This is a genomic window from Pseudomonas sp. SWI36, from assembly GCF_002948105.1.
Lineage (GTDB): Bacteria > Pseudomonadota > Gammaproteobacteria > Pseudomonadales > Pseudomonadaceae > Aquipseudomonas > Aquipseudomonas alloputida.
Genome location: NZ_CP026675.1, coordinates 2,729,338 through 2,743,442, shown reverse-complemented (window position 1 = coordinate 2,743,442; position 14,105 = coordinate 2,729,338). Strand labels below are relative to the sequence as shown.

General features: G+C 64.0%; 10 protein-coding genes. 3 read left to right on the top strand and 7 right to left on the bottom strand.

Annotated features, from left to right (window positions below):
- Window positions 1-109 precede the first annotated feature (109 nt).
- Window positions 110-1,165 carry a phosphorylcholine phosphatase gene (locus C4Q27_RS13195; protein WP_104886939.1) on the bottom strand — a complete coding sequence of 352 codons (1,056 nt, stop codon included), beginning with the start codon at window positions 1,163-1,165 and terminating at the stop codon, window positions 110-112.
- A gap of 244 nt (window positions 1,166-1,409) precedes the next feature.
- Between C4Q27_RS13195 and C4Q27_RS13190 the strand changes: the two genes are divergently transcribed.
- Entirely contained in the window at window positions 1,410-2,801 is a 1,392-nt protein-coding gene (locus tag C4Q27_RS13190; RefSeq protein ID WP_064493536.1) for an L-cystine transporter, read from the top strand.
- A gap of 272 nt (window positions 2,802-3,073) precedes the next feature.
- Here C4Q27_RS13190 and C4Q27_RS13185 read toward each other — a convergent pair whose 3' ends face one another.
- Window positions 3,074-3,589 (bottom strand): dihydrofolate reductase, encoded by a 516-nt coding sequence (locus tag C4Q27_RS13185; RefSeq protein WP_003249048.1) that lies wholly within the window; start codon window positions 3,587-3,589, stop codon window positions 3,074-3,076.
- Between the two features lie 54 nt (window positions 3,590-3,643).
- On the opposite strand from C4Q27_RS13185, the gene C4Q27_RS13180 reads away from it, so the two are divergent.
- On the top strand, window positions 3,644-5,035 hold the full coding sequence (locus tag C4Q27_RS13180) for a DUF2868 domain-containing protein (RefSeq protein ID WP_104886938.1): 1,392 nt from the start codon (window positions 3,644-3,646) through the stop codon (window positions 5,033-5,035).
- On the top strand, window positions 5,028-6,392 hold the full coding sequence (locus C4Q27_RS13175; protein ID WP_104886937.1) for a GTPase/DUF3482 domain-containing protein: 1,365 nt from the start codon (window positions 5,028-5,030) through the stop codon (window positions 6,390-6,392). Before C4Q27_RS13180 ends, C4Q27_RS13175 begins: the two co-directional genes overlap by 8 nt.
- Window positions 6,393-6,830: 438 nt before the next feature.
- Here the strand turns inward: C4Q27_RS13175 and C4Q27_RS13165 are convergent, their stop codons facing one another.
- The 5 genes from C4Q27_RS13165 to C4Q27_RS13140 form a co-directional block, all read right to left on the bottom strand.
- Window positions 6,831-7,856: a putative 2-aminoethylphosphonate ABC transporter substrate-binding protein gene (locus C4Q27_RS13165; protein ID WP_014592747.1), complete on the bottom strand. Its 1,026-nt coding sequence runs from the start codon at window positions 7,854-7,856 to the stop codon at window positions 6,831-6,833.
- An 18-nt stretch (window positions 7,857-7,874) separates the two neighbouring features.
- Window positions 7,875-9,599, bottom strand: coding sequence for a putative 2-aminoethylphosphonate ABC transporter permease subunit (locus C4Q27_RS13160; protein ID WP_104886935.1), 1,725 nt, complete (start codon window positions 9,597-9,599; stop codon window positions 7,875-7,877).
- Window position 9,600: 1 nt separating this feature from the next.
- On the bottom strand, window positions 9,601-10,659 hold the full coding sequence (locus C4Q27_RS13155; RefSeq protein ID WP_104886934.1) for a putative 2-aminoethylphosphonate ABC transporter ATP-binding protein: 1,059 nt from the start codon (window positions 10,657-10,659) through the stop codon (window positions 9,601-9,603).
- A gap of 231 nt (window positions 10,660-10,890) precedes the next feature.
- The gene (locus C4Q27_RS13145) at window positions 10,891-11,760 is read right to left on the bottom strand and encodes a LysR family transcriptional regulator (protein WP_003249038.1); all 870 of its coding nucleotides are present in this window, start codon (window positions 11,758-11,760) and stop codon (window positions 10,891-10,893) included.
- Window positions 11,761-11,769: 9 nt separating this feature from the next.
- Window positions 11,770-14,022 carry a heavy metal translocating P-type ATPase gene (locus tag C4Q27_RS13140; protein WP_104886933.1) on the bottom strand — a complete coding sequence of 751 codons (2,253 nt, stop codon included), beginning with the start codon at window positions 14,020-14,022 and terminating at the stop codon, window positions 11,770-11,772.
- Between the last annotated feature and the right edge of the window lie 83 nt (window positions 14,023-14,105).

The following is a 14,105-nucleotide window of genomic DNA, read 5'->3' as shown; positions in this document are numbered from 1 at the left end:
TTTTGGCGTGAAATAAGAACCGGCGCCCTGGGCGCCGGTTTTTTATGCCTGCACCGGCCCCTTCGCGGGCACGCCCGCTCCCACAGGGGCCGCACAGGTAGGGCAAGATTTACTGGATCTGCTCCGGCGTGACGATCACCCAGTTCTTGTCGGCCGTCACCGGCAACCCTTCCTTGGCCTGTGCCGCCGCATTTTTGGCAATCATCCCGTTGAGCTGGTCCATGTACTTGGCCTTGCGGTTTATCCACAGGTGGATACCGCCTTTGCCCACATCCACCCCGTGGAACTGCATGTAGCCATCGCTGGTCGGCGTGTCGCCGCCCACCAGCACCGGTTTCTTCCACTCATCGATGTAGGTAAGGATCGCCGCCTGCTTGCCCGCCATCCAGGTGGCCGGGGTCCACAGGTAAGGGGTCAGCTCCAGGCCCTCGTTAGCCTTGGCATCGTATTGCCCGGCGCTGATCTGCTTGCGCGCAGTGGTCAGCTGGCCGCTGGCGCGGTCCTTGAGCAGCAGGCTCACGCCAATCACGTTCTGGGGCTTCACGTTGTATCCATACTTGGGGTCCGAGGCGACCATGCGCACCAGCTCTTCGGAGGCCGCCGAAATCACATAAACCTCGATGCCATTCTCCATCAGCTTGTTGTACAGCTCGGCCTGGCCCTTGAAGACCTTGGGCGGCTGAACCTCGATGGCCTTGACCTGGTCGCCTTCGTAATAGGTGCTGGGGATCGGCTTGGTCGAAGCCATCAGCTCATCCACCTGCACCTTCAGCTCCTGCAAGGTAAAGCCCGAGAACACCTGGGCTACCCACGGGTAGCAGACCATGTCATCGATTTCACACAGCCGGTAGTAATAACTGAACAGGCTTTCCTTGTGCTCGGCAGTGTCCTTGAACGGCATCAGCTTCAACGAAGGGTCGAGCTTGTCGCGGCTTAGCAGGCCCTTGTTTTCCATAAACGGAAGCAAGGCTTCTTCCAGGTCATAGCGATAACTGGTGTTGTCCATGTCAAACACCGCGTAGTTACCCTTGTTGGCATTGGCGGCGATCATGGTGTCGAGCTGTTTGGCCGCGTCGGCAGGCCAGTGTTTGAGCTCCGTGGCGAAGGTTTCGATACTGAACAGCAGGGACAGGCCGATGGCGGCGGCTTTCACAGCGACTTTCATGTACGAATCTCCTGAAATGACCCAGAAACGCTAGTGCAACAATCCCCACTGCAAGCCCCCGATAACGACCTCCAGGCAGCTGCAAACGCCTTGTTCATTGCAATCTGCGACATCCCGTTATTCCATAAACGACTATGTAAATTCCATTTGGGTATAAATTCGTTTGTTTTCAGGCTGTTAGCATTTCCGTTCGCAATCGCTCACAGAGGCGATGCCACTTCTGCTTTTTTCTGCTGGAGCTTCAATGAACCTGCCGCTGTCACTCAACCTGCTGGCGTTCCTGGCCCTGTTGCTGGGTCTGGCACAAACCCGCCGCACCGACTGGAGCCTGGCCAAGAAGGTACTGCTTGGCCTGGTGCTGGGCGTGGTCTTCGGCCTTGTGCTGCACACGATCTATGGCGCTGGCCACCCCGTGCTCAAGGCAACCATCGCGTGGCTCGACCTGGTCGGCAACGGCTATGTCGGCCTGTTGCAGATGATCGTCATGCCGCTGATCTTCGCCTCGATCCTCAGTGCCGTGGCACGTTTGCACAATGCCTCTTCACTGGGCCGCATCAGCGCGCTTAGCATCGGCACCCTGCTGCTGACCACGGCCATTGCCGCCCTGATCGGCATTGTGTTGACCAACCTGTTCGGCCTCAGCGCCGAGGGCCTGGTGGCCGGCGCCCAGGAAAGCGCACGCATGCAGGTTATCCACAGTGACTACGCGGGCAAGGTCGCCGACCTCAACATCCCTCAACTGCTGCTGTCGTTCATCCCCAGCAACCCGGTAGGCGACCTGGCGCGGGCCAAGCCGACCTCGATCATCAGCGTGGTGATCTTTGCGGTGTTCCTCGGCCTGGCCGCGCTGCAGTTGATCAAGGACGACGCCGAGAAGGGCGAGCGCGCCCTGTCGGCCATCGACACCCTGCAGGCCTGGGTGATGCGTCTGGTGCGCGTGGTGATGAAGCTGACCCCCTATGGCGTGCTGGCGTTGATGACCAAAGTCGTGGCCAGCTCCAACACGGAGGACATCCTCAAGCTGGGCAGCTTCGTGGTGGTGTCGTACCTGGGCCTGGGGTTGATGTTCGTGGTGCATGGCATCATCCTCGCCGCCACCGGTGTGAGCCCGCTGCGCTTCTTCCGCAAGGTGTGGCCGGTGCTGACCTTCGCCTTCACCAGCCGCTCCAGCGCCGCCAGCATTCCGCTGAACATCGAGGCACAAACCCGCCGTCTGGGCGTGCCGCAATCGATCGCTAGCTTCAGCGCATCGTTCGGCACCACCATTGGCCAGAACGGCTGCGCCGGGCTCTATCCTGCCATGCTGGCGGTGATGGTCGCGCCAGCGGTAGGCATCGACACCTTCGACCCGCTGTGGATCGCCACCCTGGTGGCCATCGTCACGCTGAGCTCTGCAGGGGTTGCCGGCGTGGGCGGCGGTGCCACCTTTGCCGCGCTGATCGTGCTGCCAGCCATGGGCTTGCCGGTGGAACTGGTGGCGTTGCTGATTTCGGTGGAGCCGCTGATCGACATGGGCCGTACGGCGTTGAACGTGAACGGTTCGATGACGGCGGGCGTTGTCACCAGCCAGCTGTTGAAAGAGACTGACAAGGAAGTGCTGGCCGGTGATGAACATGCCGAGCTGAGCCACACCTGACAGATCGCCGGGGCGCATTGCGCCCCTTTCGCGACAAGACCGCTCGTGTCTTGCTCAAAACCTGAACCCCTGCGCCCCCGTAGGAGCGGGTTCACCCGCGAAAGGGCCAGGCCTGCTGGCCAATTTTCACCCGCCGTTCACCGTTGCCGCCGCTATCGTATTCGCGGGTAAACCCGCTCCTACAGGGTGGTGGACACACATTGGTGATTGGCCGCAGGCTGCTGTAGGAGCGGGTTCACCCGCGAAGGGCTGCAAAGCAGCCCCCAACAATCTCAACCCTTATCCCAAACCTCGAAGTGATACACCGGCTTACCTTCCTCAGCCTGTGCCTCGCTAGAAGTCAGCCTCCACTGCCCTTCATCAAACGCCGGGAACCACGCATCCCCCTCTGGCGCCAACTCAACCCGCGTCAGGTACATACGGCTGACCAGCCCCTTCTCCAGCGCCTGCCCATACAGCTGCGCGCCCCCAATCAGCATCAGCTCACCGACGCCCTGCTCGCGCGCCCACTGCTCGGCCCGCACCAACGCCTCTTCAAGCGAGGCGAACACCTCGGCACCCGCCAGTTCAAGCCCCGGCTGGCGGCTGACCACGATGTTCAGCCGCCCAGGCAGCGGCCGCCCCAGCGAGTCCCAGGTCTTGCGCCCCATGATGATCGGCTTGCCCAGGGTGGTGGCCTTGAAGTATTTGAAGTCCCCCGGCAAATGCCAGGGCATGGAGTTGTCGATGCCGATCACGCGGTTCTCGGCATAAGCCGCGATCAGGCTGAGGGGGAGTGATGTATTCATGCCGGCGAGGATAGCACCGGGCGTGTGGGTTATGCTTCTGCCTTGACCTGTGCAATGGAAGACCTTGTGACTGCACCCACGCCACTGGACAAGCGCTGGCTCACCGAAGCGGTACGCCTGCGCGAAGAACATGCCGGCCCGCTGGAAGACCAGGAAGCCAACCGTTACGCCCGCCAGATAGGTGGCGACCTGGCCACGCGCATCGAAACACGTGCGCTGTTCCTGGCCGAGCGCGATGACATGACCGGCGCCCTGCGCCATTGGAAGCAGGGCGCGCGCCTGGCGCTGCTGGCCCTGCTGCTGCTGGCCGTGCTCAGCGGCGCAGGCCTGGGGCTGGCCGCCCTCGGTGACGGGCAGCGCCCGGTGAATGTGTTCTGGGCGCTGGGCAGCCTGCTCGGGCTGAACCTGCTGATGCTGCTGGGCTGGGCCATGGGTTTTGCCCTGAGCGGCGAGCATGGCGCAGGGCTGGGCCGCTTGTGGCTATGGCTAAGCGAACGCTTTGCCCGCGATGCCAAGGCCGCGCACCTGGCGCCAGCGCTGCTGGTGCTGCTGCAACGTCAACGCCTCAACCGGTGGCTGCTCGGCCTGTTGGTACACGGTCTGTGGCTGCTGGCGATGCTCACCGCGCTAGGCATGCTGCTGGCCTTGCTGGCGACCCGACGCTATGGCTTTGTCTGGGAAACCACCTTGCTCGCCGCCGAGCCGTTCATTCACCTGACCCAAGCACTGGGCGCCCTGCCCTCGTTGCTAGACTTCGCCGTGCCCGACGAAACCATGATCCGCGCCAGCGGCGACAGCCTGCCGGCCCTGGACATGGCACGCCAGGCCTGGGCCAGCTGGCTGCTCGGCGTGGTGCTGGTATACGGCCTGCTGCCCCGCCTGCTGCTGGCCGGGCTATGCCTGTGGCGCTGGCGCCAGGGCCGTGAACGCCTGACGCTGGACCTGGGCCTGCCCGGCTACGCGCAACTGCGCGAGGCACTGATGCCGCGCAGCGAGCGCATCGGCGTGCAGGATGCTGCCCCGCAAGCCTTGCCACAGTTTGCCGCCGGGCAGCTGGAAAGCGGCAGCAGCGGTGCCCTGCTGGTGGGCCTGGAGCTGGACGACCAGCGCCCTTGGCCACCGGCCCTGCCCAAAAGCGTGACCGATGCCGGCGTGCTCGACAGCCGCGAATCACGCAACCGGTTGTTGGAGCAGCTCAGCCGCTTCCCACCGGCACGCCTGGCCATCGCCTGCGACCCACGCCGCTCGCCGGACCGCGGCAGCTTGGCGCTGCTCGCCGAACTGGCGCGCAATGCCGGCGCAACCCGTATCTGGCTGCTGCAGGCTGCACCGGGCCAGCCCCTCGATGCCGAGCGCCTGGGCGATTGGCACGAAGCCCTTGACCGCCTTGGCCTGCAACATGCCGACACCTCACCGCTGACCTGGTTGGAGCATGGCCATGACTGAGCCACTGAAACTGGCCGTGGTCGGCCATACCAATGTTGGCAAAACCTCGCTACTGCGCACCCTGACCCGCGACGTCGGTTTTGGCGAAGTGTCCCACCGCCCCAGCACTACCCGCCATGTGGAAGGTGCGCGGCTGTCTGTGGACGGTGAACCCTTGCTGGAGCTGTACGACACGCCCGGCCTGGAAGATGCCATCGCCCTGCTCGACTACCTTGAACGTCTGGAGCGCCCGGGCGAGCGCCTGGACGGCCCGGCCCGGCTGGAGCGCTTTCTGCAGGGCAGCGAAGCGCGCCAACGTTTCGAGCAGGAGGCCAAGGTATTGCGCCAATTGCTGGCCAGTAATGCCGGGCTGTATGTGATTGATGCGCGCGAGCCGGTGCTGGCCAAGTACCGCGACGAACTGGAAGTACTGGCCAACTGCGGCAAGCCGTTGCTGCCGGTGCTCAACTTCGTCGCCAGCAGCCAGCACCGTGAGCCGGAATGGCGTGAAGCCCTTGCCCGGCTTGGGCTTCACGCATTGGTCCGGTTCGACAGCGTGGCCCCGCCAGAGGATGGCGAGCGCCGTTTGTACGAAAGCCTGGCGCTGCTGCTGGAAAACGCCCGCCCGGCGCTGCAACGGCTGATCGACGACCAGCAGGCACAGCGTTTGGCACGCCGGCACAGCGGCAAGCGCCTGATTGCCGAACTGCTGCTCGATTGCGCTGCATGCCGGCGCAGTGTCGAGGCCGAATCGGCGGCAGAAGCCCGGGCCATCGCGGCGCTGCGTCAGGACATTCGCCAACGTGAACAACGCTGCGTCGAAGCCTTGCTCAAGCTGTATGCCTTCCGCCGCGAGGATGCCCATGCCAGCGACCTGCCATTGCTGGACGGCCGCTGGGGCGATGATTTGTTCAATCCAGAGACGTTGAAACTGCTGGGCGTGCGCCTGGGTAGTGGCGTGGCGGCGGGGGCGGCAGCGGGGGCCGGGGTCGATTTGCTGGTTGGTGGCCTTACCCTCGGCGCAGCGGCGCTGGCCGGGGCGATTGCCGGTGGCGCGCTGCAGACGGCGCGCAACTATGGGTCACGGTTGATGGGCAAGCTCAAGGGCAAGCGCGAGCTGACCGTGGACGACACTGTATTGCGTTTGCTGGCCTTGCGTCAGCAGCAGTTGATGGTGGCGCTGGATAACCGCGGGCATGCGGCGCAGGACAGCATTCGCCTGGGCGAGCTGGATGAAAAGGCCTGGCGCGAGGGCAAGTTGCCGGAGGCGTTGGTCAAAGCGCGGGCGCACCCGCAGTGGTCCACCCTGAATCCCGGGGCGAAGCTGAATCAGGCTGAGCGGCAGGAGCAGTTGGAGGCGCTGGTTTCACAGATTTGAGCCAGCAGGGCCGGCCTCTTCGCGGGTTTACCCGCGAATACGGTAGCGGCGGCAACGGTGAACGGCGGGTGGAAATTGGCCAGCAGGGCCGGCCCTTTCGCGGGTAAACCCGCTCCTACGGGCGGCCTGTGTACAACCACCGATGTGTGTCCACCGCCAATCCGGAGCGGGTTTACCCGCGAATACGGTGGCGGCGGCAACGGTGAGCGGCGGGTAGAAATTGGCCAGCAGGGCCGGCCTCTTCGCGGGTAAACCCGCTCCTACACGGCGGCCTGTGTCCAACCACCGATGTGCGCCCACCACCAATCCGGTGTAGGAGCGGGTTTACCCGCGAATACGGTAGCGGCAGCAACAGTGAACGGCGGGTGGAAATTGGCCAGCAGGGCCGGCCCTTTCACGGTTTACCCGCGAAGAGGCCGGCCCTGCAATAGTGAAGCGTTACTGCTGGGCCACCTTCTCCGACTTGCCGTCATAGCGCTTGCGCCATTCGGCCAGAATCTGGTCGCGGTTCTTCGAGGCCCAGGCAAAGTCGTTCTTGATCAGCCGCTGCTCATAATCCGCCGGTAGCTCGGTCTGCGGCTTGGCGATGCCCGGCGCGGCCAGTACGGCGAAGTTTTCCTTGTACAGTTCCATGGCCGCCGGGCTGGCCGAGAAATCGGCCAGGCGCTTGGCCGCATCTGCCTTGGGCGAGCCTTTGATCACTGCGGTTGCCTCGATCTCCCAGCCCAAACCCTCCTTTGGCAACACGATGTCCAACGGCGCGCCTTGGCGCTTGAGCTGAACGGCCGGGTATTCGAACGAAATACCGATCGGGAACTCGCCCGCCGCCGCCAGCTTGCACGGTTTGGAGCCGGAATGGACGTACTGGCCGATGTTCTGGTGCAGCGCATCCATGTAGGCCCAGCCCTGCGGCTCGCCAAAGGTCTGCAACCAGGCACTGACATCCAGGAAGCCGGTGCCGGACGAGGCCGGGTTGGGCATGACGATCTTGCCTTTGTACTCAGGCTTGGTCAGGTCCTGCCAGCTCACCGGTTTGCTCAGGCCCTGTTTCTCGGCCTCGATGGTGTTGAAGCAAATGGTGGCGGCCCACACGTCCATGCCGACCCAGGCTGGCGGGTTGGCGGCGTCGCGATAATTGCCGGAGATCTTGCCCAGGTCCTTTGGCGCATAGGCTTCGAGCATGCCGTTCTGGTCGAGGATGGCCAGGCTCGATGCCGCCAGCCCCCACACAGCGTCAGCTTGCGGGCGCTCTTTCTCCGCCAGCAGCTTGGCAGTGATGATGCCGGTGGAATCACGCACCCACTTGATCTCGATATCCGGGTTGGCTTTCTCAAAGGCCTGCTTGTAGGTTTTCAGCTGCTCGGCTTCCAGGGCGGTGTAGACCGTCAGTTGGGTATCGGCGGCCGAAGCCTGCAGGCTGAACACGGCGGAAACGGCAACGGCAAGTGCAAGGTGCTTGTGCATGGGTAGGTTCCTTACAGGTCAGACGGTCGCGGCGCGTTGGCGCCAGGCTTGGGAGCGGCGCAGCAGGCCGCGCGAGGCTGCAGCCAGCAACAGTGAAGCGCCGGCACTGGTCAGCAGGATCAAGGTGGACATGGCGGCGGCACCGCCAACGTTGCCGGCGTCGTCCATGTTCAGCACGGCAACGGCAGCCAGGATGGTGTCGGGGCTGTACAGAAAGATCGCTGCCGACACGGTGGTCATCGCCGATACGAACAGGTAGCGGATGATGTCCAGCAGTGCCGGCAGGCAAATCGGCACGGTCACGCGCAGGAAGTGCCTGTACAGCGGCGCTTTCAGCGACATCGCGGCAGCCTCGAACTCGCCGTCGAGCTGGCGCAGGGCGGTGGTCGCGGTCATCTGCGCGGTGGTCAGGTAATGGGCAATGGTGCACACCACCAGCAACCCCATGCCGCCGTACAGCACATGCAGCGGGTTACCGTTCAGGTTGAAGAAGAATACGTAGCCCAGGCCCAGCACCAGGCCCGGCACGGCCATGGGGATGAAGCTGAGCAGGCGCAGCGCATGGTTGAGCAGGCGTTGGCCCTGGGTCTTCTCCATCAGGTAGGCACCGGTGAAGATCACGATGCTGCCGATCAGTGCGGTGCCAATGGCCATGGTCACGCTATTGCGGTAGGCCAGCCAGCCGCCACCGGCAGTGTCTTCGAACAGGTAGTGGCGCAGCGACAACGACAGGTTGTAGGGCCAGAAAGTGACCAGCGAGGAGTACACCGCCATACCGATCACCACCAGCAACGCCGCGCACACCAGCAGCACAATGGTCAGGAAGCAGGCATCACGACCGCGTGATGGCTTGGGTTCGAACACCTGCGCACGGCCACCCATGGCGTCGCCCTGGCGTCTACGCAGCCAGGCGTCGACGGTAAAGCTGAACAGGGCCGGCAACAGCAGCACCATGCCGATCAGCGCGCCACGGCCGAACTGTTGCTGGCCCACCACCGCCTTGTAGGCTTCCAGCGCCAGCACTTGATAGTCGCCCCCCACCACGACCGGTACACCGAAGTCTGTGATAGTCAGCGTGAATACCAGGCAAAACGCCGCGAATACCGCCTGGCGCGAGGCCGGCCAGGTGATGCTGGTGAACGCACGCCACGAGCCTGCCCCCATACTGGAGGCCGCATCGAACAGGCGAGCATCGGCCAGTGACAGTGCCGACAGCAGAATCATCAGCGCATGCGGGAAGGTGTAGATGGCCTCGCCCAGCACGATGCCCCAGAAGCCGTAGATATTGTCGCTGAGCAACCCACGCAGCAGGCCCTGGTTGCCAAACAGGTAGACCAGGGCGATGGCCGGCAGCATCGACGGTGCCAGCAATGGCAGCAGCGAAATCCCCCGCCACAGGCCCTTGGCCGGAATCAACGTGCGTTGCAGGGCAAAGGCGAACAAATAGGCCAGCGGTACCACAATGGCCGCGACGGTGAAGGCCACCGACAGGCTGTTGCCAAGCAACCAATGGAAGCTGGCGCTGGTGAACAGTTCACGGGCCGCCAGCAAGCCACCGCCCTGGCCCGCTTCACCGCTGAAACCACGCCAGAAGATCGCCAGCAACGGCATCAGCACGGCCAGCACCAACAGGATCAGCAGCAGGCTCTTGCCGCCGACGACGAACAGCCGGTCACCCAGGGCGATGCCAGCACGCGGCGCGGCTTTGGCCTGGCTCAACGGCAGGGACATTGGCGCGGCCATCTCAGCCAAACACCTGCAGGCTCTGCGGCGGCAACGCCACCCAGATGTCCTGCGAGCCCAGGCGCGGCATGGCCTCAGGGGCCAGCTCGGCCAGCAGGGCATGGCCTGGCAGGGCCTTGAGTTCAAAGCTCATGCGGCAGCGGTTACCGAGAAAGGTGATTTCGCGGACCATGGCCGGGAACAGGTTCTCTTCGTGCACCACCGGGTTGACCGTGATCGCTTCCGGGCGGCAGAACAGCCGGCCACTGCTGGCCTGGGCTGAACCCGGCGCCAGGCGCATGTTCATGTCGCCGACCAGGGCATGGCTGTCGCTGCTGCGCTGGAACGGCAGCCAGTTGCCCTGGCCGACGAACTCGGCCACGAACGGCGTGGCCGGGTGGTCATAGATTTCCTGCGGGGTGGCGTACTGCTCGACCTGGCCGTTGTTCATCACCGCGATGCGGTCGGCCATCAACATGGCCTCGTCCTGGTTGTGGGTAACCATCAACGTGGTGATGCCCAGTTGGCGCTGCAGCTGACGCAGTTCGGTGCACAAGTGCTCGCGCACCCGGGCGTCCAGCGCCGACATCGGCTCATCGAGCAGCAGCAGCGATGGCGACGGTGCCAGCGCGCGGGCCAGGGCCACACGTTGCTGCTGGCCACCGGAGAGCTGGCCTGGGTACTTCTTCTCGCTGCCAGACAGGCCAACCAGTTCGAGCATTTCGGCCACCCGCTGACGGGCCTGCTCGCGACCACTGCCCGTCAGGCCATAGGCGATATTGGCTTCGACGGTAAGGTTGGGAAACAGCGCATAGGACTGGAACAGGATGCCGTAGTCCCGCGCCTGGGGTGACAGATCGGAGATATCGCGTTCGCCGATGTACAGCGTACCGCGATCCTGGCGCTCCAGGCCGGCAATGCAACGCAGCAGCGTGGTCTTGCCACAACCGGACGGGCCGAGCAGGCACACCAGTTCGCCCGCGGCGATGTCCAGCGAGACATCGTTGAGCGCCGTAAAGGCACCGAAGCGCTTGTGGATGTTGCACACTTTTATCTGTGCGCCGGGGGTGGTGTGGTTCATGGCATGGCCTCATCGAAGAGATGGGGCCATGCTAGGCAGGCTGTGCGAAGGTTCTGTGGCTTTAAGGCAAAAGCCGGTGATAGTGGTATAGGCAGATTTAGTAGTGGCCTGTGCCGGCCTCTTCGCGGGTAAACCCGCTCCTACAACGGCATGCATGTTCGCGGAAAATGCAGGCACGCGGGTACGCTGAAATGTAGGAGCGGGTTTACCCGCGAAGAAGCCAGCAAAAATCTAGAACTGCGAACCGGCCACTTCCTGCGCCACCCCCAGGAATGCCGCCGGCAACCGGGCCTGGCGCCGTTCCTTCAGGCAATACAGGTACTCGTGCATCACCGGCGCATTCTCCAGCGCCAGCACCCGGAGTTCGGGGTTGTGCGGCACCTCATGACGGGCAATCACGCTGATGCCGATATTGCGCAGCACCGCTTCGCGGATCGACTCGCGACTGCCGATCTCCATCAGGGCGCCGGCCTTGACCCCGGCCTCCTGCATCATCTGCTCGGTCAGCTTGCGTGTGGTCGAGCCCTTCTCGCGCATCAGCAGGCAATGCCCCGACACCACCTCGATCGACACCGTCTGGCGTTGGGCCAGAGGGTGGTTGCGGTGCACCGCCACCACCAAGGGGTCAGTGCCCAGTATCCGCCGCACCAACCGCGCGTCCTCCACCCATTGCGACGACGCGGCAATATCCACCCGGTAATCCTCGAGCATTTCCAGCACCTGCTGCGAGTTGCCGATCTCCACCGCCACTTCAACCTGCGGCAAGCGTTCGCGATAGATCTTGACCAGGTCGAGAATGTAGTAAGGCGCAGTGGCCGCAATGCGCAGGCTGCCCTGGGCCTGCCCACTGTTGCGCAGCTCGAACTCGATATCGGCTTCCTGCTGCAGCAGCGCCTTGACCATCGGCAGCAGGCGTAAGCCCTCCTCGCTCAACACCAGGCGCCGCCCGCCGCGGTAGAACAGCTCCACGGCGTACTGGCCTTCCAGGCTGCGGATCTGCGTGGTCACCGTGGGCTGGCTGAGGCCAAGCTTCTTCGCCGCCTGGGTGATGCTGCCCAGACGGGCCACCATGTAGAAGGCCTTCAGCTCGGAACTCAGCATGTACGTCCTCTATTTGCGCAAAAGGCGCAAGCCGTTGAACACCACCAGCAAGCTCACGCCCATATCAGCGAACACCGCCATCCACATCGTGGCCATGCCGGCGAAGGTGATCGCCAGAAATATCGCCTTGATGCCCAACGCCAGGACGATGTTCTGCATGAGAATCGCCGCACTTTGGCGCGACAGCCTGACGAAGGCCGGGATTTTGCGCAAGTCATCGTCCATCAGCGCCACATCGGCCGTCTCGATGGCGGTGTCGGTGCCGGCAGCAGCCATGGCAAAACCGATTTCGGCGCGGGCCAGTGCCGGGGCGTCGTTGATGCCGTCACCGACCATGCCCACCCGATGGCCCTGGGCGTACAACGCCTCAATGGTTCTCAGCTTGTCGGCCGGCAACAGGTTGCCCTCGGCGCGGTCGATCCCCACCACGGCGGCAATGGCCTGCGCAGTATGCGGATTGTCACCGGTCAGCATGACAGTCTTGATACCCAGTTGATGCAATTCGGCGATCGCCTGACGGCTGCTGTCCTTGACCGTGTCGGCCACGGCGAACAGTGCCAGAGGGCCGGATCGGTCGAGCAGCAGGACCACGGTCTTGCCCTGGCGCTCCAGCGCATCCAGTTGGGCCTCCAGCGCTGGCGAACACAGCCCCAGTTCCTCGACCAGGCGGTGGTTGCCCAAGTGGTAGACCTCACCGGCGATGACACCACGCACGCCACGCCCGGCCAGGGCGGCGAAGTCACTGACCTCGCTCAAGGCCAGGCCTTGCTGCTTGCCGAACTCGGCAATGGCGCGGGACACCGGGTGGTCCGAACGCTCGCCCAGGCTGGCCGCCAAGGCTTGCGCACGGTCTTCGAACAGCGGCGCCAGCACCTTGGCGTCGGTCTGCACCGGCTTGCCATGGGTGATGGTGCCGGTCTTGTCCAGGGCCAGGAAATCCAGATGGCGGCCACCCTCCAGGTACACGCCCCCCTTGATCAGGATGCCTTTGCGCGCAGCGGCCGCCAGGCCACTGACGATGGTCACCGGGGTCGAGATCACCAGCGCGCAGGGGCAGGCCACCACCAGCAGCACCAAGGCGCGGTAAACCCAGTCGAACCAGGCGCCAGCCATGAACAGCGGGGGTAACAGCGCCACGGCCAGCGCAATGGCAAATACCACCGGGGTGTAGATACGCGAGAATCGGTCGACGAAGCGTTGGGTAGGCGCCCGCGCGCCCTGCGCTTCCTCCACAGCCTTGATGATCCGCGCCAGGGTCGACTGCCCGGCAGCGGCGGTGACGCGAAACTCCAGCGCCCCCGCCTGGTTGATGGTGCCAGCGAACAGCTTGTCGCCCACCCCCTTCTCCACAGGCAGGCTTTCGCCGGTAATCGGTGCCTGATCCACGCTGGATTGCCCGCTGGTCACTTCACCGTCCAGGCCGATGCGCTCACCAGGGCGCACCCGCACCAGTGCGCCGATGGCCACCTCACGCACGTCCAGCTCGCGCCACTGGCCATCGGCCTGCTGCACCGTAGCCATGTCCGGGGTCAGCTGCATCAACCCGCCGATGGCATTGCGCGCACGGTCCAGCGAGCGCGCTTCGATCAGTTCGGCAACGGTGAACAGCACCATGACCATCGCCGCCTCCGGCCACTGGCCGATCAATACGGCCCCCGTCACGGCGATACTCATCAGCGCATTGATGTTGAGGTTACGGTTTTTCAGGGCAATCCAGCCCTTCTTGTAGGTACCCAGGCCGCAACCGAGGATCGCGGCAAGCGCCAGTCCCGCTACCACCCACTCAGGGGCCAGTGCAGCAAAGTGCACGATTTCGGCGGCGATCGCGGCGACGCCCGACAATGCCAGTGGCCACCAGCGGGCCTTGGCCGGTTGTGGCACGCTGGCGCTGCCGTCGTCCTGGGCGGCAATCGGCTCGGCCTTCATGCCCAGGCTGTCGATAGCCCGCTCGATATCGGCGGTGCCGTCCAAGGTGTGGCGCACGCCAAGCACGCGGTTGATCAGGTTGAATTCCAGCTGTTCGATACCGGCCAGCTTGCTCAGTTTGTCCTGAATCAGGGTCTGCTCGGTGGGGCAGTCCATGGCCTCGATGCGGAAACGGCTGAGTTGTGCCTGGGCACTGGCCGTTTCGCTCAGTTGCACCAGCGGCGGCGCGGCTTTGGCGCCGCAGCAGCTGTGGCCGTGGGCAGCATGGCCATGGTCGTCATCACCATGAGCGTGATCGTGCGGATGCTTGTGTTCGTGGCTGACAGGCTGGTTCATGGGGTCATCCTTAAATTGAGCCTGTTGCCAAGTGAACACCCTGTAGCCACTATAGGGTCAAGCCACTTGCTGGAGATTTCGCG